This is a genomic window from Vogesella indigofera (genome assembly GCF_003633895.1).
GTDB lineage: Bacteria > Pseudomonadota > Gammaproteobacteria > Burkholderiales > Chromobacteriaceae > Vogesella > Vogesella indigofera.
In genome coordinates this window covers 92,949-112,317 of record NZ_RBID01000020.1, presented here as the reverse complement: position 1 = coordinate 112,317, position 19,369 = coordinate 92,949, and the positions used below count along the sequence as shown (strand labels likewise).

Annotated in this window: 22 protein-coding genes and 1 riboswitch; of the genes, 15 read left to right on the top strand and 7 right to left on the bottom strand. The window is 65.5% G+C overall.

The annotated features are described in order from the left end of the window. Positions 1–22: 22 nt before the first annotated feature. The 10 genes from C8E02_RS16850 to C8E02_RS16805 all read left to right on the top strand — a co-directional run bounded on the left by C8E02_RS16850 (position 23) and on the right by C8E02_RS16805 (position 6,728). Positions 23–391: a VOC family protein gene (locus C8E02_RS16850; protein WP_120812804.1), complete on the top strand. Its 369-nt coding sequence runs from the start codon at positions 23–25 to the stop codon at positions 389–391. After that, positions 388–870, top strand: a complete 483-nt coding sequence (locus C8E02_RS16845; RefSeq protein ID WP_120812801.1) for an EVE domain-containing protein — start codon at positions 388–390, stop codon at positions 868–870. Before C8E02_RS16850 ends, C8E02_RS16845 begins: the two co-directional genes overlap by 4 nt. Next, positions 867–1,181 (top strand): antibiotic biosynthesis monooxygenase, encoded by a 315-nt coding sequence (locus C8E02_RS16840; protein ID WP_120812799.1) that lies wholly within the window; start codon positions 867–869, stop codon positions 1,179–1,181. The genes C8E02_RS16845 and C8E02_RS16840 overlap by 4 nt, the downstream gene beginning before the upstream one ends. A 66-nt stretch (positions 1,182–1,247) precedes the next feature. After that, positions 1,248–1,490, top strand: a complete 243-nt coding sequence (locus tag C8E02_RS16835; protein WP_120812796.1) for a helix-hairpin-helix domain-containing protein — start codon at positions 1,248–1,250, stop codon at positions 1,488–1,490. 1 nt (position 1,491) lies between these two features. After that, entirely contained in the window at positions 1,492–2,226 is a 735-nt protein-coding gene (locus tag C8E02_RS16830) for a helix-turn-helix transcriptional regulator (RefSeq protein WP_120812793.1), read from the top strand. After that, entirely contained in the window at positions 2,211–2,618 is a 408-nt protein-coding gene (locus C8E02_RS16825) for a VOC family protein (protein WP_120812791.1), read from the top strand. Before C8E02_RS16830 ends, C8E02_RS16825 begins: the two co-directional genes overlap by 16 nt. A 59-nt stretch (positions 2,619–2,677) precedes the next feature. Then, a complete protein-coding gene (locus C8E02_RS16820; protein WP_120812788.1) occupies positions 2,678–3,154 on the top strand; it encodes an SRPBCC family protein in 477 nt (158 codons plus the stop codon). A 241-nt stretch (positions 3,155–3,395) separates the two neighbouring features. Beyond that, positions 3,396–4,187: a DinB family protein gene (locus C8E02_RS16815; RefSeq protein WP_120812785.1), complete on the top strand. Its 792-nt coding sequence runs from the start codon at positions 3,396–3,398 to the stop codon at positions 4,185–4,187. Between the two features lie 500 nt (positions 4,188–4,687). Then, positions 4,688–5,086 (top strand): helix-turn-helix domain-containing protein, encoded by a 399-nt coding sequence (locus tag C8E02_RS16810; RefSeq protein WP_120812917.1) that lies wholly within the window; start codon positions 4,688–4,690, stop codon positions 5,084–5,086. Positions 5,087–5,405: 319 nt separating this feature from the next. Next, positions 5,406–6,728 (top strand): MFS transporter, encoded by a 1,323-nt coding sequence (locus C8E02_RS16805; protein WP_120812783.1) that lies wholly within the window; start codon positions 5,406–5,408, stop codon positions 6,726–6,728. Positions 6,729–6,805: 77 nt separating this feature from the next. Here C8E02_RS16805 and C8E02_RS16800 read toward each other — a convergent pair whose 3' ends face one another. Further along, a complete protein-coding gene (locus C8E02_RS16800) occupies positions 6,806–7,147 on the bottom strand; it encodes an FKBP-type peptidyl-prolyl cis-trans isomerase (RefSeq protein WP_120812915.1) in 342 nt (113 codons plus the stop codon). 61 nt (positions 7,148–7,208) lie between these two features. Then, a complete protein-coding gene (gene purT, locus C8E02_RS16795) occupies positions 7,209–8,411 on the bottom strand; it encodes a formate-dependent phosphoribosylglycinamide formyltransferase (RefSeq protein WP_120812780.1) in 1,203 nt (400 codons plus the stop codon). Positions 8,412–8,629: 218 nt separating this feature from the next. Between purT and C8E02_RS16790 the strand changes: the two genes are divergently transcribed. Further along, positions 8,630–9,298 (top strand): flagellar basal body L-ring protein FlgH, encoded by a 669-nt coding sequence (locus tag C8E02_RS16790; protein ID WP_170152184.1) that lies wholly within the window; start codon positions 8,630–8,632, stop codon positions 9,296–9,298. A gap of 174 nt (positions 9,299–9,472) precedes the next feature. Here C8E02_RS16790 and C8E02_RS16785 read toward each other — a convergent pair whose 3' ends face one another. Next, positions 9,473–10,012, bottom strand: a complete 540-nt coding sequence (locus C8E02_RS16785) for a hypothetical protein (protein ID WP_120812775.1) — start codon at positions 10,010–10,012, stop codon at positions 9,473–9,475. Between the two features lie 170 nt (positions 10,013–10,182). Between C8E02_RS16785 and C8E02_RS16780 the strand changes: the two genes are divergently transcribed. Next, positions 10,183–10,956, top strand: coding sequence for a response regulator (locus C8E02_RS16780; RefSeq protein ID WP_245961186.1), 774 nt, complete (start codon positions 10,183–10,185; stop codon positions 10,954–10,956). A 159-nt stretch (positions 10,957–11,115) separates the two neighbouring features. Here C8E02_RS16780 and C8E02_RS16775 read toward each other — a convergent pair whose 3' ends face one another. The 3 genes from C8E02_RS16775 to C8E02_RS16765 form a co-directional block, all read right to left on the bottom strand. Then, positions 11,116–11,829: a uracil-DNA glycosylase gene (locus C8E02_RS16775; RefSeq protein ID WP_120812768.1), complete on the bottom strand. Its 714-nt coding sequence runs from the start codon at positions 11,827–11,829 to the stop codon at positions 11,116–11,118. Between the two features lie 190 nt (positions 11,830–12,019). Then, complete coding sequence (locus C8E02_RS16770; RefSeq protein ID WP_047968229.1) at positions 12,020–12,346, bottom strand: rhodanese-like domain-containing protein; 327 nt, start codon at positions 12,344–12,346, stop codon at positions 12,020–12,022. Then, entirely contained in the window at positions 12,346–13,005 is a 660-nt protein-coding gene (locus tag C8E02_RS16765) for a protein-L-isoaspartate O-methyltransferase family protein (RefSeq protein WP_120812765.1), read from the bottom strand. The genes C8E02_RS16770 and C8E02_RS16765 overlap by 1 nt, the downstream gene beginning before the upstream one ends. A gap of 128 nt (positions 13,006–13,133) precedes the next feature. Beyond that, a riboswitch (TPP riboswitch) is annotated at positions 13,134–13,268 on the top strand. Between the two features lie 147 nt (positions 13,269–13,415). Between C8E02_RS16765 and thiC the strand changes: the two genes are divergently transcribed. Both thiC and C8E02_RS16755 read left to right on the top strand, forming a co-directional pair. Beyond that, positions 13,416–15,296: a phosphomethylpyrimidine synthase ThiC gene (gene thiC, locus C8E02_RS16760; RefSeq protein WP_147424520.1), complete on the top strand. Its 1,881-nt coding sequence runs from the start codon at positions 13,416–13,418 to the stop codon at positions 15,294–15,296. A 175-nt stretch (positions 15,297–15,471) separates the two neighbouring features. After that, complete coding sequence (locus C8E02_RS16755) at positions 15,472–16,491, top strand: tetratricopeptide repeat protein (RefSeq protein WP_170152183.1); 1,020 nt, start codon at positions 15,472–15,474, stop codon at positions 16,489–16,491. Positions 16,492–16,581: 90 nt separating this feature from the next. Here C8E02_RS16755 and C8E02_RS16750 read toward each other — a convergent pair whose 3' ends face one another. Beyond that, positions 16,582–16,956, bottom strand: a complete 375-nt coding sequence (locus C8E02_RS16750) for a hypothetical protein (protein ID WP_120812757.1) — start codon at positions 16,954–16,956, stop codon at positions 16,582–16,584. 489 nt (positions 16,957–17,445) lie between these two features. On the opposite strand from C8E02_RS16750, the gene C8E02_RS16745 reads away from it, so the two are divergent. Beyond that, positions 17,446–19,353: a tetratricopeptide repeat protein gene (locus C8E02_RS16745; protein ID WP_120812755.1), complete on the top strand. Its 1,908-nt coding sequence runs from the start codon at positions 17,446–17,448 to the stop codon at positions 19,351–19,353. Positions 19,354–19,369 lie beyond the last annotated feature (16 nt).

Here is a 19,369-nt window from a genome sequence, read left to right as displayed (position 1 = left end):
AACCTGCTACCGGAGCCACACCATGTCTGCCTTTGTTCACTGGTTTGAAATTCCCGCCACCGATTTCGAGCGCGCGGTCGCCTTTTACCGCGACACGTTCCACGTGGAACTGCACGTCGAGCCGTTCATGGGCGAACAGATTGCCGTCTTCCGCACCGCCGGCGGCGAGCACCCCGGCTGCATCATGGCCAGCCCGCGCTTGCAAGCCGGCAGTGCCGGCAGCCGCGTCTATCTCGACAGCGGGCCGGACATGGACGCGCTGCTGGTGCGCATCGCTGCCGCCGGCGGCGTGATCCTGCAGCCGCGCCTGACGCTGCCGGACGGCAACGGCGACATCGCGCTGTTCCAGGACAGCGAGGGCAACCACATCGGCCTGCACCACGCGCCATGAGCCGGCGCTACTGGATCGGCGTCGCCTGCCGCGAACACGTTGCCCGCGGTGTGGCCGGCGGCTTTGCCCAGCTGTGCCACGGCAAGGCGGCACCGCTGGCGCGCATGGCGGCCGGCGACGGCCTGGTGTACTACTCGCCGCAAGACGCCTTGGGCAGCCCGCGCCGGTGCCAGGCGTTCACCGCCATCGGCAGCGTCGGCGCCGGCGCGCCGTACCGCGTCAGCATGGACGCGCACTTCCGGCCGTGGCGCCGCGATGTCGCCTTTGTCGCCGCGCAAGCGGCGCCGATCCGGCCTTTGCTCACGCAGCTGGCCTTCATCACCGACCCGGCACGCTGGGGCTATCCGCTGCGTTTCGGCCAGCTGCAGATCAGCGCCGCCGATTTTTACCTGATTGCCGCGGCGATGCAGGCCGCGCTGCCGGCCACGTTGCCACCAGCGCCGGCCTATCCCCTTTTTGACGAAAGCCCCGCACCATGACGACCACACTCCCCCCCATCGGCGGACTCGAATTCGCCAGTTTCCGGCTGCGCCCCGGCGTCAGCGAAGCGACGCTGCGCCAGGCAGCACAGGCGGTGGAACAGCACTTGCTGCGCCACCAGCCCGGCTTTGTCAGCCACACGCTGTGGCGCGGCGACGACGACAGCTATGTCGACCTGGTGCTGGCCGACAGCCGCGAACGCGCCGTCGCGCTGTGCGAGCTGTGGCCGGACGATCCGCACGGCGCGCACTTCCTGTCGCTGCTCGCCCCCGGCAGCGCGCTGCTGGCGTTTTACCAGCGTGTGGCCTGACAAAACATCCCGCCGCCATGGCTCGCGGTTTATCCTTGTCATCCATTCAGCATTGAAGGAGTGCCCATGGCCTTTCCCGAGCACGAACGACAGGCCATGCGCGCCCTGCACGGCGTCGGCGACAGCGTGATCGCGCGGCTGGAACAGCTGGGCTACCAGTCGCTGGCGCAGCTGCGCGACAGCGACGAGGCCGAACTGTGCCGCCAGATCGCCCTCATGCTGCGCAGCAGTTGCTGGGGCAATAGCCCGCAGGCGCGCGCCGCCATTCGTGCCGTGATCCGGCTGGCCCGGCAACAGGACGGCGGCTGACATGCGCCGTGCCGACCGCCTGATGCAGATCCTGCTGCTGCTGCGCGGCCGCCGCCGCACCACCGCACAACAGCTGGCGCAGTGGCTGGAGGTGTCACCGCGCACGGTGTACCGCGACATGGCCGACCTGATGGCCAGCGGCGCGCCGGTGAACGGCGAGGCCGGCGAGGGCTACTGGCTGGAAGCCGGCTTCACCCCGCCGCCGCTGAGCTTTTCCGCGGCCGAGCTGTCGGCACTGGAAGTCGGCGCCCGCATGCTGGCGGCGTGGGCGGATCATGCCACCGCCGACGCGGCCGCCAGCGCGCTGGCCAAGATCCACGCCGTGCTCGGCTCCGCCGGGCTGGCGCCGGCGCCGCTGTTTGCCGCGCGCCATCACGGCTATCCGCGCGAACGGCTGGGCGGCATCACCGCCGCCATCCACACACGGCGCTGCCTCGCCATCGACTACCGCGACGAGGCCGGCCAGGCCAGCTGTCGCACACTGGCGCCGCTGGGGCTGTTCTTCTGGGGCGACCGCTGGACGCTGGCGGCGTGGTGCCTGCTGCGCCACGACTATCGCCATTTTCGTGTTGACCGGATGCAGGCTATACAACAAAACGACACGCCGTGGCCGGACAACATTTCACTGGATGCCTTCCTGCACCACGCCGACGTCGGCGAGCCGGCGCGGCGGCACCTGCAACAACAAATGAGCCAACCCTGGCACCGGGAGTACCACGCATGGAAGCAAGACTGAGCTTTGTCACCCTGGGCGTCGCCGATCTGGCGCGCGCCACCGCCTTCTACCGCGACGTGCTGCAGCTGCCGCAGATCGCGATGCCGGACGGCGCCGGCGTCGCCTTTTTCGAACTCGGCCACACCTGGCTGTCGCTGTATCCGCGCGCGGCGCTGGCCGCCGATGCCGGCGTGGCGGACAGCCCGGCGGCGGCGTTCCCCGGCTTTACGCTGGCGCACAATGTGCGCAGCGCGGCCGAGGTGGACACGCTGCTGGCCGAAGTCGCCGCCCGCGGCGGCCGCATCGTCAAGCCGGCACAGGACGCGTTCTGGGGCGGGCGCAGCGGCTACTTCGCCGACGCCGACGGTTTCCTGTGGGAAGTGGCGTGGAACCCGGATTTCCCGCACGTCTGAACCCGCGCCTGCGGCCAACCCTGGCCGCCGCCGGCGCCTAGCCAAAGCAAGGAGCAACCATGACCCTGCCACCCTTCGACGAACACCTGGACCTGGAACTGGGCCGCGACATCGCGCTGCCGCCGGCGCTGCTGTGGCGGGTGTGGACCACGCCGGCGCTGCTGCAGCAATGGTGGGCACCGGCGCCGCTGACCACCCCCGAGTGCGAAATGGAACTGCAGCCGGGCGGCGTGTTCCGCACCGTGATGCAGGCGCCGGACGGCGCCCGCTACCCGACCAGCGGCTGCTTCCTCGACATCGTGCCGCAGCGGCGGCTGGTGTTCAGCGATGCGCTGCAACCGGGCTTCCGCCCCGCCAGCAAGCCCTTCTTCACCGCCATCATCAGCTTTGACGCGCTGGCCGACGGCGGCACCCGCTACAACGCGCGCGTGCTGCACAAGGACGCCATCGACCGCCAGACCCACGCCGACATGGGTTTCCACGACGGCTGGGGCCGCTGCATGGAACAGATGATCGCGCTGGCGCGCACGCTGTAGCGCCGGGCCACGGCCGGGCGCGCACGGTATGGCGAGGTCGCGACCGGGTAGTGGCTCGCACCGCGCAAGCCGCCGCCAGGGTTGGCCGCAGGCCTGACGGCATCGCCAGCCCCCGCGCAGCCCAGCCGGGTTCGCAATGGTGGCGCGCGGCCCGGCCGAGTCAGCTCACGGCGGAAACGGCTTGCCGTGGTAGCCGCCAGCAAGTAACGTATCATTTTGATACGTTACTAGGCCTGCCACCATGCACAACCGCTTTGACCAGTTCCGCCGCAGCGCCCTCGGCCAGCAGCTGGAACAGCTGATCGACACCCCGCAGCGCTACCTCGAATACGCGGCGCTGTCGCGCGCCGGCATCCCGGCGGTGACGGCCATCGTCCACGAACTACAGCACAAGTTCGCCGAAGTCACCGCCGACCAGGGCGCGCGCCAGTTCTGTGGTGCCATGGTCGGCGACGTGATGCGCCGCCACGGCCACCAGCTGCTGCGCCCGCGCGGGCGGGTGCCGGGCGGCTACTTCAGTTACGGCGCGGTGTGGTCGCCGCTGCCGCAGCCGCGCAGCTTCGACCAGCTGCTGGCCAGCCTCGCCGCGATGCCGCAACAGGTGCTGCAGCGGCTGGCGGCACTGCCACTGGCGCGCCAGCGCACGCGGCCGGCCGGCATCGGCTTCTCCGCGCTGGAGCACCTCTGCCACCTGCGCGATCTCGACGACGACGCCTTCCGCCCGCGCGTGCGCGCCATCCTCGAACAGCCGCAGCCGCTGCTGCACGGCGTCAACGGCAGCGAGTGGGCCATCGCCCGCGACTACCAGGCACAGGATTACGCGCAGGCGGCCAGCGGCATGCTGCGCGCGCGCGGCGAGCTGCTGGCTCTGCTGCAGGGCTGCGACGCCGATGCCCAGGCCCGCATCGGCGTCTGGGAAGGCCGGCAGCGGCTGACGCTGGCGGAGCTGGTCGCCGACATGGTGGCGCACGACGACACCCATCTGCAGGAAATCGACGAGCTGCTGCTGGCACTGGACGGCTGTGCGGCCTGAACCGCCGCCGGCGTGGCGGCCAAGCCTGACGCACCGGTGGCAGCCACCGTTTGAGGGTGAGCGCCCGTTGTCAGCCGCTGGCAGCAGGCCATGACAGCCTGCCACCGTGCACCTGTCATCGATCGCGCCAGCAGGGTGCTCGCGTCCGTCATCACCGGCAGCAACGCTGCGCCACTCCCAGCCGCCACCACTGTATTAATAGGGCACGGTACGACTTTCATACAATCATACAAACCATACTTTTGGGTGGACTTACCCCCGGATTACTTGTATTGCCACGGTGTGATTGTGTTTTCGCAATAAATCACACAACAAACGCAAGCCATTGATAACGAAATGATTAATCGGCAGCGCATCGCTGTTCATGTATGATTTATCTGCCAGATGTGGCAAACACCATACACACACCTTGGCGTGACACCGTTTGGTGTATGTTTTATTGTATTAATCGGCGCATCCTGTGTATGATCAACGCTTATTCCCGTCTGCTGGAGAGCGCGATGCCCGTACTGCCCGACTTTGAAAGTGCCGAATTTGCCCCGGCGCTGAAAGCCATCCGCAAGCAATTGCAGCTGTCACGCACCGCGCTGGCGGCCCAGGTCGGACTGTCCACCGCAGCCATCCAGCGCTACGAGGCGCAGGACGGCAGCAACATCAAGCCCAGCCGCGAAGCCTACGAACGGCTGAGCAAGGTGCTGGCGACACTGCTCGCCGACAGCGCCAGCGCCGCGGTCAGCCCGCCACCCCCGGTGACGCCGCCCGTGGCCGTGGTAGCCGCCACCGCGGCGGAGCCGGCTGCGCCGCTGGCCGCCGGCATCCTGCTGGCCGACGCCACACTGGAACAGCTGATCGCCCGCGCCAAGGCGATGGGAGCAAAGAAGGTGACCGTCGAGTTCTGAATGGAATGACAGGCACGACAGTGTGATTCGTGACACAGACCGGTCACGAATCACACATCGCTCATACACAACACCGCCGTGCACCCGCCGGCGGTTTTTTTGCGGCCAACGTTGGCCGCACCGCTTCCCGCTGATCCTTTCCGTGCGCCGTCCATCGCACGTGATCCACATGCCATACTTCATGACGTCATAAATGACAATTGCCAATCGTGAAACAGCCGTTTAGTCTGCCAGACTCGGTTGCCGCATTGCGACATTGCCGCCGCAGGCAGGCCGACCGTTAGCACCCACCACCAATAAGACCAAAGAGATTACCGTTATGAACCCACACCGTAGCGTGGCCCATGCGGCACGCCCCCTCAACCGCCAGGATTACAAGACGCTGTCGCTCGCTGCCCTCGGCGGTGCGCTGGAGTTTTACGATTTCGTGATCTTCGTTTTTTTCGCCGTGGTGATCGGCAACCTGTTCTTCCCGCCGGAAATGCCGGACTGGCTGCGCCAGTTCCAGACTTTCGGCATCTTTGCCGCCGGTTATCTGGCACGACCGCTGGGCGGCATCATCATGGCGCATTTTGGCGACCTGCTTGGCCGCAAGCGCATGTTCACGCTCAGCATCGTGCTGATGGCCTTGCCCACCTTGCTGATGGGCCTGCTACCGACCTATGCCAACCTCGGCATTGCCGCGCCGCTGTTGCTGCTGGCGCTGCGCATCCTGCAGGGCGCCGCCATCGGCGGCGAGGTGCCGGGGGCGTGGGTATTCGTCTCCGAACACGTGCCACAGCGCCACATCGGCTATGCCTGCGGCACGCTGACCGCCGGCCTGACTGCCGGCATCCTGCTCGGTTCGCTGATCGCCACCGCCATCAATACCAGCTACAGCGCGACGGAGATCGCCGACTGGGCATGGCGTATTCCGTTCATTCTCGGTGGCGGTTTCGGCCTGATGGCGATGTACCTGCGCCGCTGGCTGGAAGAGACGCCGGTGTTTGCCGAAATGCAGGCCAACAAGGCGCTGGCCGAGGAAATGCCGCTGAAAACCGTGCTGCGCGATCACAAGCCGGCGGTGGTGGTGTCGATGCTGCTGACCTGGTTGCTGTCCGCCGCCATCGTGGTGGTGATCCTGATGACGCCAACCTACCTGCAGAAGCAGTTCGCCATCGACGCCGCCACCTCGCTGAAGGCCAACAGCCTCGCCATCGTGGCGCTGACCTTCGGCTGCGTGCTGGCCGGCGCCATCATCGACCGTATCGGCAGCGGCATCACCTTTATCGTCGGCAGCCTGCTGCTGGGACTGGCAAGCTACCACTTCTATCACCAACTCGATAGCAGCATCAGCAGCGGCGCGCTGTACGGCTGGTATGCGTTGACCGGCTTCACAGTCGGCATCGTCGGCGCCGTGCCCTACGTGATGGTGCATGCCTTCCCGCCGGTGGTGCGCTTCAGCGGGTTGTCGTTCTCCTACAACCTGTCCTATGCCATCTTCGGCGGCCTGACCCCCATGGTGGTGACGCTGTGGATGAAGGCCGATCCGCTGGCACCGTCACACTATGTCAGCAGCCTGTGCGCGCTCGGGGTACTGGTCGGCATCTACCTGCTGCTGGTCGAGCGTCGCCAGCCGGCGCTGGCCACCAGCGCCGGCTGACGCCAGAGCAGGGAAGCACAGCAAAACGCCCGTTACCGGCAGCCGGTAACGGGCGTTTTTTCATGCCGCGGTGACGTTCAGTCGTCGCGGGTCAGTACTTCCAATAGCTCGATCTCGAAGATCAGGTTGGAGTGCGGCGTGATGTGGGCGCCGATCTGGCGTTCGCCGTAGGCGAGGTGCGCCGGCACCCACAGCTTGCGCTTGCCGCCGACACGCATGCCCATCAGGCCCAGGTCCCAGCCCTTGATCACGCGGCCGCTGCCGATCACGCACTGGAACGGCTTGCCGCGCTGGTAGGAGGAATCGAAGCAGGTGCCGTCCTCCAGCCAGCCGCGGTACTGGGTGGTAATCAGCGCGCCCTTGACCACCGCCTTGCCGTCGCCGGGCAGCAGGTCTTCAATCTGCAATTCGTCATTCATGCTGTCTGTCACTCCTGGTTGATTCTGTGCTGCCGCGTGCGGCCAAGGTTGGCCGCAACGCCTAGTTGCCGCTGACCGGCTTGACCTTACCCGCCGCCAGCCGTGCGCGCGCGCGCGCGGTGGCGATATCGTCGGCGCGTGCCACCGCCACGCCCATGCGGCGGCGTTCGAAGCTTTCCGGCTTGCCGAACAGGCGCAGGTCGGCGCCTGGCACCGCCAGCGCCTCGGCGACGCCGTCGAAGGCGATGCCGGCTTCGTCCAGCCCGCCGTAGATCACCGCCGACGCCGCGGCATTGCGCAGCGTGACGTCCACCGGCAGGCCGAGGATGGCGCGCGCGTGCAGCTCGAATTCGCTGTAGATCTGGCTGGCCAGCGTCACCAGCCCGGTATCGTGCGGCCGCGGGCTGACCTCGGAGAACCACACCTGGTCGCCCTTGACGAACAGCTCGACGCCGAACAGGCCGCGGCCGCCGAGCGCGGCGGTGACCTGTGCCGCCATGTCCTGCGCGCGCTGCAGCGCCAGCGGCGACATCGGCTGCGGCTGCCAGCTTTCGATGTAGTCGCCGCGCTGCTGCAGGTGGCCGACCGGGGCGCAGAAGTGGGTGGCGATGCCGCCGGCGCCGTCACTGGCGCGCACGGTGAGCAGGGTGATTTCGTAGTCGAAGTCGATGAAGCCCTCGACGATCACCAGCCCCTTGTCGACGCGGCCGGCGCTGACCGCGTACTGCCAGGCGGCGGCGACATCGGCCGGCCCGCGCAGCAGCGACTGGCCCTTGCCGCTGGACGACATCACCGGCTTCACCAGGCAGGGGTAGCCGATGCCGGCGGCGATGGCGGCCTGCAGCTCAGCCTCGCTCGCGGCAAAGGCGTACGGCGAGGTCGGCAGTGCCAGCTCCTCGGCGGCCAGGCGGCGGATGCCTTCGCGGTTCATGGTCAGGTTGGCCGCACGCGCGGTGGGGATCACCTCGGCGAGGCCATCGGCCTCAATGCGCAGCAATTCCTCGGTGGCGATGGCCTCGATCTCCGGCACGATCAGGTGCGGCCGCTCCGCCTCCACCAACGCACGCAGCGCGGCAGGGTCGGCCATGTTGATGACGTGGCTGCGGTGCGCCACCTGCATCGCCGGCGCGTCGGGGTAGCGGTCGACGGCGATGGTTTCCACGCCAAGGCGCTGCAGGGCGATGACCACTTCCTTGCCCAGTTCGCCGCTGCCCAGCAGCATGACGCGTCGGGCCGACGCGGAAAGAGGGGTTCCGATACGCATGGGGATACTCGCGGGTGGCTGTCGATGCCGCATTTTAGCATGCGCGCCGGTCGCCACCGGGCACGGCACTGGCCGGCCGACGCCGGCACCTGCAAGCGGGTAGATATCGCCATTGTTGGCGATATGTAGCCAAAGTACGGCATTTTGAAACGAAAGTGCCGTAATGCGACAACCGCGGCATGCTTGAATGGTGGGGTCAACTTTGCCGGATCCGAGCCATGCACCGTGTCGTCTCCCTGCTGTTGCCGCTGCTGCTGGCGGCCTGTACCACGCCGTCGGTGGTGCAGCTGCCGACCAGTAGCTACCCGCAGTTGCGGCCGCTGCTGACGCAGGACAGCGGCGGCGGCATCTTCAATCCGGTCACCGCGCGGCTGTTCTTCGAGACCCAGATCGCCAAGCACGTCGGCGACAGCATCGTGGTCACCATCGAGGAAGACGTCAGCAGCAGCAGCAGCCGGCAGCTGAACGACAAGGCCAGCGGCGCCACCAGCATCAACGGCCCCGGTGCGCTGCACACCATGCCGGGGCTGATCAAGCAGCTGTTCGAGGTCGATGTCGATTCCGACTACAGCATCAACGACAACGGCCAGAGCAGCGTCAAGAACAGCAACAAGGTCAACGGCAACATCATGGTGTCGGTGCTGGACGTGCTTCCCAACGGCTATCTGGTGGTCGGCGGCGACAAGGCGGTGCTGGTCAACGGCAAGCAGAGCGTGCTGCGCTTCTCCGGCATCGTCAACGGCAACCACATCCAGCCCGGCAACAGCATCTCGTCGAAGTACGTGATCAACGCGCGGCTGGACCAGGTCAACCAGAACATGCCGCTGGATGCCGGCGTGCTGGCGTGGGTGCAGTTACTGTTCGGCGCCGCGGTCAGCCTGTACTGAGCGCTTCACGATCTCGCGCGCTCACGCAAAACAGGACGAACACGGCGGAGGAAGCGGCGTTGCGCCAGACAGGAACACGCATTCCGGCACCGTTTTCAACGCCGTATCGCCCCATTTACAGCCATTCGCTACAAATCATCCACAGGTTCTGCGCACAAGGTTGGCCGCAGGCAGCTAGCGCACGTCGCGCGGGCCGCCGCTGAACAGCAGCTGGTCGAGCAGGAAGATCAGCTTGGCCTCGGTGCTGGCCCATTTGTCGAAGCCGAGGCGGCGCGGCTCGTACACCACCTTGGCCAGCACGTTGCCGTCCTTGCGCAGCGCCAGCGTGGCGTAGCTCATGTAGGCAAAATCCTGTTCCCAGGCGCGGCTGGCGGCGTAGCTGAGCACCACGCAGCCGGCGGGCAGGGTGCCCGGCGCGTACACCTGGCTGGCCACGCCGCGGCGGCGCAGGCCGTCCTCCACCACGCGCAGGAAATCCGGCACCGTCACCCGTTCGTTCCACTCGATGCACAGCTGCGGGTACGGCGCCAGCCGCCGCTCGCTGGCCTGGCGTTCCTTTTCCGCCATCGCCTGCATCTCGGTGGCGGTGGAAAAGCCGAAGGTGAATACCTCGCGCACCGGGTTGGGCAGCGCCTGGATGGTGATGCAGCCGCCGAGGCTGGCGCAGGCCAGCAGCAGGCCGAGGCGGGCGGTTCGCGAGCAGGAGTGGGGCATGGGGACGGCCGCGCCAGGCGGTAACGGGGAGAGCCAGCCGGCAGTCTACGCGCGGCGATGTAGCGGGCAGTTTGTCGCTTTGTATCCATTCCCGTACACAACGCACACACCGGCGTTGCAGCCGCTGTTTAAGCTGGCGCGATCGTGTTCCGGCGCAGGCCCTGATTCCCATGATTTCCAGCAGTCCCGCTCTCACCGTTGCCCCCGGCGCCGCACCAGCCATGCTGCACGTGCTGGTGGTGGACGACGACGAAGACATCCGCAGCCTGATCTGCCAGTACCTGCACGGCTACGCGATGAGCTGCGTCGGCGTCGGCAACGGCCGCGCCATGCGCGAGGCGATGGCCAGCCGCCAGTTCGACGTCATCGTGCTCGACCTGATGCTGCCCGGCGAAAGCGGGCTGACGCTGTGCAAGGAGATCCGCAGCCAGTCCAGCGTGCCGATCCTGATGATCAGCGCCCACGGCGAGCCGATCGAACGCATCATCAGCCTGGAGGTGGGCGCCGACGACTTCGTCAGCAAGCCGTTCGATATCCGCGAACTGGTGGCGCGCATCCACTCGGTGCTGCGCCGCACCCAGGCCGGGCGCCAGCCGGCCGCCAGCCACGGCAGCGACAAGCCGCCGCGCCAGATCCAGTTCGGCGACTGGCGCCTCAACGTCGGCCTGCGCCAGCTGCAGGACAAGCAGGGCGTGGTGATCCCGCTGTCCAACGCCGAATTCCGCCTGCTGTCGGTGCTGCTGCAGCGACCGCGCACCATCCTCGACCGCGAGCTGCTGCTGGACCTGACCCGCGGCTGTACCGTCGACGCCTTCGACCGCAGCATCGACATCCTGATCTCGCGCCTGCGCCACAAGCTGCAGGACGACCCGCGCAACCCGCGGCTGATCCGCACCGTGCGCGGCGAGGGCTACATCCTGGATGCGGCAACCAGCTGCCTGTAAACGGTGGCGCCAAGCCGCGCGCGGCAACACGACAACGGCGGCGTGACCGCGCGCACGCCGGGTGCCGGTGCCGCTAACGCCGTATCAGCCGCTTGCCATCCGGGCCGGCCTTGAAGCGGCACGGCGCCGCTGCGGCCAACGTTGGCCGCAGCGTGCGTGCTAGAACAGCCCGCCCTGTGCCACCGCGCCACCCCAGGCGATCTCGCCGCGGCCGCGCTCGGCCAGCCACTGGTTGGCCTGCGAGAAATGACGGCAGCCGAGAAAGCCGCGGCTGGCCGACAGCGGCGACGGGTGCGCCGCCTTCAGCACGCAGTGGCGGGCGGCATCGATGCGCTCGGCCTTGCCGTGCGCCCAGTTGCCCCACAGCAGGAACACGCAGCCGGGGTTGGCCGCGTTCACCGCGTCGATCAGCGCGTCGGTCACCGGCTGCCAACCGAGCTTGCCGTGGCTGCCGGCGCGGTCGGCCTCCACCGTCAGCGAGGCATTGAGCAGCAGCACGCCCTGCGCCGCCCAGTGCGTCAGGTTGCCGCTGGCCGGCGGCGGCAGGCCGAGGTCGCTGAGCTGTTCCTTGTAGATATTGCGCAGGCTGGGCGGGATCTTCACCCCGTCCGGCACCGAAAAACTCAGCCCCATCGCCTCGCCGGCGCCGTGATACGGGTCCTGCCCGATGATCACCACGCGGATGTCGGCCGGCGCCACGTGGCGCAGCGCGTTGAACACCAGCTCGCGCGGCGGATAGATCACCGCACCGGCGGCGGCGCGGTCGGCCAGTTGCGCGTCGATCAGCGCCAGTTGCGCACTGATGGCCGGCGTTGCCAGCACCTGTTGCCAGGCGGCGGGCAGGGTGGCGAGGGCGGGGGCGAGATAAGTCATGTTATTAACCATCGGAATCACGAAAAATTCAGGGTCCGGCAGCGGGGGAGTCACCCCCCGTTGCTGCCACCGAACCCGCAGCAGCAATAGCGACCGCCAACGGCCAGCACACGCGGGCATGCCGTGCCGGAGCGGTACCAATAAAAAAGCCGCTCCACAGGGAACGGCTTTGCTTGCGGCCAACGTCGGCTCAGTAGCGCGCCATCGCCGGCTCGACCTCGTCCGCCCACGCCGCCACGCCGCCGCGCAGGCTCAGCACCTGCTCGAAACCGGCGTTTTCCAGGAACAGGCCGACCTGGTAGCTGCGCACGCCGTGGTGGCAGATGGTCACCACCGGGGTGTCATCCGGCAGCTCGTTGTGGCGCAGCGGGATCAGGTTCATCGGAATCTGGCGCGAACCGTCGATGCGGCACAGCGCGTATTCCCAGTCCTCGCGCACGTCGAGCAGCACCGGCTGCGGACGGGACGCGTCGGCCAGCCAGTCGGCCAGCTCGCGGGCGTTGATTTCGCGGATCATCAGAAGCTGAAGCGCGACGGTTCGATCGCGTCCAGCTGCTGCAGGCGCGCGATGTTGGTATCGAAGCTGACGCTTTCCTGATACGCGGTTTCGGACACGCGGGTGATGATCTTGGCGATCATTACCGGCGCGTCGCCGACGATTACCGCCATGCGGCCGCCGACGGCCAGCTGCGCCTTCAGCGCTTCCGGCACCACCGGTACCGAACCGCCGACGCAGATCACGTCGAACGGCGCCTGCGCCGCCAGACCGTCAATGCCGTTGCCCTGGCTCAGCGTCACGTTCTTGATGCCGGCGGTCTTGAGGTTGGCCGCAGCGTGCTGCAGCTGCTGCGCGTCGATGTCGACGCTGTACACGTGCTGGCCGACGGCGGCCAACAGCGCGGTCAGGTAGCCGCTGCCGGTGCCGATTTCCAGTACCTTGTCGCTGGCTTTCACCTGCAGGTCCTGCACCAGACGGGCTTCGACCTTCGGCTCCAGCATGGTGCAGCCGTTGTCCAGCGGCAGCTGGGTGTCGACAAAGGCCAGCGCGCGCTTGTCGGTACCGACAAAATCTTCGCGTTTCACGTGGAACAGCAGATCGAGAATGGAGGTGTCGAGCACGTCCCACGGACGGATCTGTTGCTCAACCATATTGAAGCGGGCTTGTTCGAAATTCATCGGAAACTCCGGCTTGGATTCTAGACAATATCAAGGACGACTCTGAAAAACAGGCTGCCTCAACCCGCATTTCACAACCGCCCGAGCAATTCGTAACTTGCGATTATCCCACATTTACCTTACCTTCACAGCATCGCTAGGGGTCCTGCTCCTGTTGTGTACCATTCGCACCAAAACGCGTATGGCATAAACAGGGCGGGTGAGAGTTACCCTTAGAACCTGACCCGGATAATACCGGCGTAGGGAAGCGTAATCTGCCAGACACCGCCCGCCGCGCTGCGTTCCCGCCCGGCTTGCGGCCAACCTTGCAGCCGGACACCCGGGCCGCTCCTTGCGCCGTTTCATCGCCTTGGAGAACCTGCCCGATGAACGCGCCTGCCACACCCGATAGCCACAAGCCCAACCAACAGATGGTGGTCGATGCCGCCGCCATCGCGCCACTGCCGAATTCCCGCAAGATTTATGTCGAAGGCAGCCGCCCCGACATCCGCGTGCCGATGCGCGAGATCAGCCAGGCCGACACCCCGACCCAGTTCGGCGGCGAGCGCAACCCGCCGATCTACGTCTACGACTGCAGCGGCCCGTACACCGACCCCGCCGCCAGCATCAACATCCAGAACGGCCTCGCCCCGCTGCGCGCCGCGTGGATCGCCGAACGCGACGACACCGAGCTGCTCGCCGGCCTGTCCAGCGACTATGGCCGCCAGCGCGAAGCCGACCCGAAACTGGCCGACCTGCGCTTCAACCTGCAGCGCAAGCCACGCCGCGCCAAGCCTGGCCGCAACGTCAGCCAGATGCACTACGCACGGCAGGGCATCATCACCCCGGAGATGGAATACGTCGCCATCCGCGAAAACCTGAACCGCCAGGCCTATGTCGAGAGCCTGAAAACGGCCGGCGGCAAGAACGACCGCCTGCTGGAGCTGATGACGCGGCAGCACCCCGGCCACAGCTTCGGCGCCAACCTGCCGGACACCATCACCGCCGAATTCGTACGCCAGGAAATCGCCGCCGGCCGCGCCATCATCCCCAACAACATCAACCACCCGGAATCCGAGCCGATGATCATCGGCCGCAACTTCCTGGTGAAGATCAACGGCAACATCGGCAACAGCGCGGTAACGTCGTCGATCAGCGAAGAAGTGGACAAGATGACCTGGGGCATCCGCTGGGGCGCCGACACCATCATGGACCTGTCCACCGGCAAGAACATCCACGAAACCCGCGAGTGGATCCTGCGCAATTCGCCGGTCCCGATCGGCACCGTGCCGATCTACCAGGCACTGGAAAAGGTGAACGGCAAGGCCGAAGACCTGACCTGGGAAATTTTCAAGGACACCCTGATTGAGCAGGCCGAACAGGGCGTCGACTACTTCACCATCCACGCCGGCGTGCGCCTGCAGTACGTGCCGCTGACCGCCGGCCGCATGACCGGCATCGTGTCGCGCGGCGGCTCGATCATGGCCAAATGGTGCCTGGCGCATCACCAGGAAAACTTCCTGTACACCCATTTCGAAGACATCTGCGAAATCATGAAGGCCTACGACGTGGCCTTCTCGCTGGGCGACGGCCTGCGTCCGGGTTCCGCCTGGGATGCCAACGACGCCGCGCAGCTGGGCGAGCTGAAGACGCTGGGCGAGCTGACCCAGATCGCGTGGCAGCACGACGTGCAGGTGATGATCGAAGGCCCCGGCCACGTGCCGATGCAGCTGATCAAGGAGAACATGGACAAGGAACTGGAGTGGTGCCACGAGGCACCGTTCTACACCCTGGGGCCGCTGACCACCGACATCGCGCCGGGCTACGACCACATCACCAGTGCGATTGGTGCCGCGCAGATCGGTTGGTACGGCACCGCCATGCTGTGCTACGTCACCCAGAAAGAGCACCTGGGCCTGCCGAACAAGAACGATGTGAAGGAAGGCATCATCACCTACAAGCTGGCCGCGCACGCCGCCGACCTCGCCAAGGGCCACCCCGGCGCACAGATCCGCGACAACGCGCTGTCCAAGGCCCGCTTCGAGTTCCGCTGGGAAGACCAGTTCAACCTGGGCCTGGACCCGGACAAGGCGCGCGAATTCCACGACGAAACGCTGCCGAAAGATAGCGCCAAGGTGGCGCACTTCTGCTCCATGTGCGGCCCGCACTTCTGTTCGATGAAGATCACGCAAGATGTGCGCGAATTCGCCGCCAAACAGGGCATCAGCGAGCAGGATGCGCTGCAGAAGGGCATGGAGGTGAAGTCGATCGAGTTCGTGAAGGGCGGCGGCAAGCTGTACGACAAGGTGTAAGCCGGTTTTGCTTCAGCTGAAACGATAAAGGTTGGCCGCAGCGATGCGGCCAACCTTTTTTGTTATCGCACATAGAAACAACCACATGACCGGGCATGAACATCACAATTTTATTTGCATAAAATGATGTGCTGTAATGCAATGCTTACCTCGCCATCACGTCAGAAATCTCCCGATGAAACGCATAACCCTGCTCCTCATCACCGCACTCCAACTCCCGGCCATTGCCGGGGCAAGCGCCATCGACGCCATGATCATCAATGGGGAGTACTCGCAAGCGTACCAAACAGCGCATCAGGCACTGGCGACAGCAAGCGACAACACTGCTCGGCAACAGGCAAAACGGGATCTGGCCCGAGTATTGATCCAGCAGGACAAACTACAGCGGGCCGAATCCCTGCTGCATGAATTGCTGCACGGTGATGATGTCGTCGTACCCGACACGCTGCTCTATGCGGACATCCAGGATGCACAGGTCTCGGTACTAAGGAGAACACTCCGCAGCAAGGAAGCATTGCCCTACGCGGAACAGGCCTTGGCTTTGCGTCGCAAACTGCTTGGCGAGGAACACTTGCTGGTCGCCGAATCGCTGAACAATTTGGCACTGTTGTTGGTCGACATGAAAAAAACCGACACCGCAAAAGTTCTTTATCAACAAGCACTGACAATGCGGCAGAAAATAGCCGGCTCGGAGAGTTACGAAGCCGCCGAAACCTTGCATAACCTCGGCACCTTGTACGCGAGAGCAAAACAATATGACGATGCCGAGCAGCAGTTGCTGTCCGCCTTGCACATCAAGCAAAAAATACTCCGGCCAAACCACCCGCGCATACTCAATACGCTGTCACGACTGGGATCGGTGTACACGGACAAAAAGCATTATCCGGAAGCGATCACGACACTAAACGCGGTGATGGATGGCATGCAAGAAAACGGCATGGCAGAAAGTGTCATTGCCGGTATCACGCAACGCGAGCTTGCCGATGTTTACCATTACCAACGGCAAATCGAAGCAGCAGAACGCTACTACAAGGCATCCCTGGGTACTCTGGGAAAAGTGCTTGGCACGCAGCACTATGCCTATGGTGTGGCCTTAAACGGTCTTGGCTGGCTCTACTATAAAAATGGCCGAGCCGAAGATGGCAAAAAGATGATTGCAGAATCCGAAAGCATCATGGATAAGGCACCACGCTAAACCCGGCCACCATCTTGCGGCCAAGCTTGGTGCCAGACAGCAAAACGGCAGCCGTCAGTGGCTGCTCTTGCTTGTGGCGATGGCGCAGAATCAGGCTTTGCGCCGGTAGCTGACGCCGGGGAACACGCGGATGATGTCGTCGCCGCTCAGCGCCTGGCTGTCGGCTTCCAGCAGCTGCCAGTAGTGATCGCCGTCGAACAGGTCGCGATAAACCGGGATGCCGTCCTGATAGAACATCAGGTGGTGGCCGATGAAATCGTCGAGCGAGCGCGGCGAGCTGTCGTCCTGCATCACGAACATCACCGCGGTGCTGGGGGAGAGCTCGCGGATCTGCTCGCGGTCGGCCTGCCACAGCCCGACAAAGATCAGTAGCACGGAAAACATCAGTAGTGTCCAGGCGGTGGCCAGCGTGGACAGCACCGCCAGGATCGTCGCCCCGGTGAAATAGAACCGACTGTCAAACATGATGCCCCCCCTGTGCTGTCACACAGTCATCCGGCAGCGGCGCAACAGGCGCCGAGATTTCATCATAGGTGAGGCTGGCGCGCTTTTCCGCAGCAAATCGGTGGCGCCTTTTATGTCAAAGCAATCAAAGTTGGCCGCAGTGTTGCCATTGCCTGATCATGGACAAGGTTGCGCCCTGGCGGCATCCTTATCATCGCGCAGCGCGTGATCGCGCGCCCGCCGGCACCACTATTGCTGCGCCGGCACGCCGCTGGCGGGTGACTCATGCCACGATCAAGCGCAAAGTCATGACAAAACCGTGCCGGACACCACGGCTGCAACACTTTGCTATCAAATACCCGCGTCTTGGCAGGGACAATCCTTTAACAGCTTATGATTAGCCGTTAAACTAGCCGTTAATCATGCAGAATAAAATGTTACCCCGCGCGGATCAGGTTTCATTACCCGCACACGATCGGCACGGCCTCTCTACAAAATGAAGAAACGCACATGAACAGACATTTTGCTACTTCCGTCCTTCTGACCAGCATGCTGCTGGCTGCGCCCGCGATGGCAGGTCTGAAAGAAGGCCGTCTTGCCTATGGCAAAGGGGATTTTGCCACCGCCTTGCAAGAGCTGACCCCGGTCGGCGAGCAGGGCAATCCGCGCGTTCAGCTGCTGCTGGCCGAGATGTACCGCAAGGGTCAGGGCGTGGTGCCGGACCTGGCCGAAGCCGCCCGCTGGTACGACAAGGCCGCGGCGCAGGGGAATGTCGACGCCCAGCACAAGCTGGGTGGCCTGTATGAAAACGGCCTCGGCGTGCGCCAGGACTACGCCACCGCCGTCAGCTGGTATCAGAAAGCCGCGGCACAGGGCAACACCGCCGCACAGACCAGCCTCGGCCTGATGTACCAGTACGGCCGCGGCGTGCCGCAGGATCTGGCGCAGGCATCCAGCCTGTTCCAGCAGGCGGCACGGCAGGGCAACGCGCTGGCGCGGACCCAGCTGGCACAGATCTCGCAGAATGGCGTCGGCGTGACGCAAAACAGCAATCAGGCGGCGGTGCTGTACCGCCGTGCCGCCGAACAGGGCAGCGCCGAGGCGCAGTACCACTACGCCAACCTGCTGCTCGCCGGCAAGGGTGTGCCGCGCAACCTGATCGATGCCGCGCAATGGCAGCACAAGGCCGCACAGCAGGGCTACGCCCCGGCGCAGCACGCACTGGGCCTGATGTACCAGAACGGCCAGGGCATGCCGCAGGATCTGGCGGCCGCCGCGATCTGGTTCGGCCGTGCCGCCGAGCAGGGCATCGCCGATGCCCAGTACGCACTGGCGGTGCTGCACCAGAACGGTCGCGGCACCCCGCGCAACCTGGCGCTGGCGGCCAACTGGTATCGCAAGGCCGCCGAGCAGGGCCACACCAACGCGCAGACGGCGCTGGCCAGCCTGTACCAGAGCGGTCGCGGCGTGCCGAAAGACCCGGCGCAGGCGCTGCAGTGGTACCAGAAGGGTGCCGAGCTGCAAGCCGCCAGCTGGTATCGCAAGGCCGCCGAGCAGGGCGATGCCGAGGCGCAGTACGGCCTGGGCGAACTGTACGAGAAGGGCAACGGCGTGAACCCGGATCTGGCGGAAGCCGCCAGCTGGTATCAGAAAGCCGCGGCGCAGGATCACCTGCAGGCACAGAACGCGCTCGGCCAGCTGTATGAGCAGGGCGTGGAAGTCACGCAGAGCCTCAGCGACGCCACCCAGTGGTATCAGAAGGCCGCCGAGCAGGGCGACATGAACGCGCAGGCCAACCTCGGCCAGCTGTACGCACAGGGCAAGGGCGTGCCGCAGGACGCCAGCCAGGCCGCGCTGTGGTTGCGCAAGGCAGCCGAGCAAGGCCATGCCGGCGCCCAGGCCAGCCTCGGCAACCTGTTCCGTCAGGGCCAGGGCGTGGAGCAGGACTATTTCGACGCCGCGCAGTGGTACACCAAGGCCGCCAAGCAGGGCAACGCCGAAGCGCAATTCCAGCTCGGCAGCCTGTACGAAAACGGCCAGGGCGTGTCGCGCGACCTGAAACTGGCACTGAGCTGGTATCGCAAGGCCGCCGCCAAGTATCAGGTCGACGCGCTGAACAGCCTCGGCCATGCCTACACCGCCTACAGCTACCAGGGCATCCCGCACAACGAGGTGCTGGCCTACGCGCTGCACAACCTGGCACGGGCGCAGGGCAATGCCCAGGCCGCCAGCAAGCTGAACCAGCTGCAGCACGAGATGAAGCCGGAGCAGATCGCCAGCGCGCAGGAGCTGTCGCGACGCATGAACGTCGCCGGCCGCCTGTTGCCGGAACTGGATCGCCAGCTGAAGAGCAGCACCCGCCGCAAGGCCGCCAGCAAGACCTTCTACGCCAAGAAGTCGTTGAAGCGCAAACGCTGAACCGCGCGCCGACAGC

Coding starts and splice junctions, on each gene's coding strand:
- purT (WP_120812780.1), bottom strand. CDS start 8,411: ATGCGTATCGGAACCCCTCTTTCCGCGTCGGCCCGACGCGTCATGCTG.
- C8E02_RS16815 (WP_120812785.1), top strand. CDS start 3,396: ATGCACAACCGCTTTGACCAGTTCCGCCGCAGCGCCCTCGGCCAGCAG.
- C8E02_RS16825 (WP_120812791.1), top strand. CDS start 2,211: ATGGAAGCAAGACTGAGCTTTGTCACCCTGGGCGTCGCCGATCTGGCG.
- C8E02_RS16850 (WP_120812804.1), top strand. CDS start 23: ATGTCTGCCTTTGTTCACTGGTTTGAAATTCCCGCCACCGATTTCGAG.
- C8E02_RS16840 (WP_120812799.1), top strand. CDS start 867: ATGACGACCACACTCCCCCCCATCGGCGGACTCGAATTCGCCAGTTTC.
- C8E02_RS16775 (WP_120812768.1), bottom strand. CDS start 11,829: ATGACTTATCTCGCCCCCGCCCTCGCCACCCTGCCCGCCGCCTGGCAA.
- C8E02_RS16755 (WP_170152183.1), top strand. CDS start 15,472: ATGAAACGCATAACCCTGCTCCTCATCACCGCACTCCAACTCCCGGCC.
- C8E02_RS16745 (WP_120812755.1), top strand. CDS start 17,446: ATGAACAGACATTTTGCTACTTCCGTCCTTCTGACCAGCATGCTGCTG.
- C8E02_RS16805 (WP_120812783.1), top strand. CDS start 5,406: ATGAACCCACACCGTAGCGTGGCCCATGCGGCACGCCCCCTCAACCGC.
- C8E02_RS16750 (WP_120812757.1), bottom strand. CDS start 16,956: ATGTTTGACAGTCGGTTCTATTTCACCGGGGCGACGATCCTGGCGGTG.
- C8E02_RS16810 (WP_120812917.1), top strand. CDS start 4,688: ATGCCCGTACTGCCCGACTTTGAAAGTGCCGAATTTGCCCCGGCGCTG.
- C8E02_RS16835 (WP_120812796.1), top strand. CDS start 1,248: ATGGCCTTTCCCGAGCACGAACGACAGGCCATGCGCGCCCTGCACGGC.
- thiC (WP_147424520.1), top strand. CDS start 13,416: ATGGTGGTCGATGCCGCCGCCATCGCGCCACTGCCGAATTCCCGCAAG.
- C8E02_RS16780 (WP_245961186.1), top strand. CDS start 10,183: ATGATTTCCAGCAGTCCCGCTCTCACCGTTGCCCCCGGCGCCGCACCA.
- C8E02_RS16800 (WP_120812915.1), bottom strand. CDS start 7,147: ATGAATGACGAATTGCAGATTGAAGACCTGCTGCCCGGCGACGGCAAG.
- C8E02_RS16790 (WP_170152184.1), top strand. CDS start 8,630: ATGCACCGTGTCGTCTCCCTGCTGTTGCCGCTGCTGCTGGCGGCCTGT.
- C8E02_RS16765 (WP_120812765.1), bottom strand. CDS start 13,005: ATGAATTTCGAACAAGCCCGCTTCAATATGGTTGAGCAACAGATCCGT.
- C8E02_RS16845 (WP_120812801.1), top strand. CDS start 388: ATGAGCCGGCGCTACTGGATCGGCGTCGCCTGCCGCGAACACGTTGCC.
- C8E02_RS16785 (WP_120812775.1), bottom strand. CDS start 10,012: ATGCCCCACTCCTGCTCGCGAACCGCCCGCCTCGGCCTGCTGCTGGCC.
- C8E02_RS16770 (WP_047968229.1), bottom strand. CDS start 12,346: ATGATCCGCGAAATCAACGCCCGCGAGCTGGCCGACTGGCTGGCCGAC.
- C8E02_RS16830 (WP_120812793.1), top strand. CDS start 1,492: ATGCGCCGTGCCGACCGCCTGATGCAGATCCTGCTGCTGCTGCGCGGC.
- C8E02_RS16820 (WP_120812788.1), top strand. CDS start 2,678: ATGACCCTGCCACCCTTCGACGAACACCTGGACCTGGAACTGGGCCGC.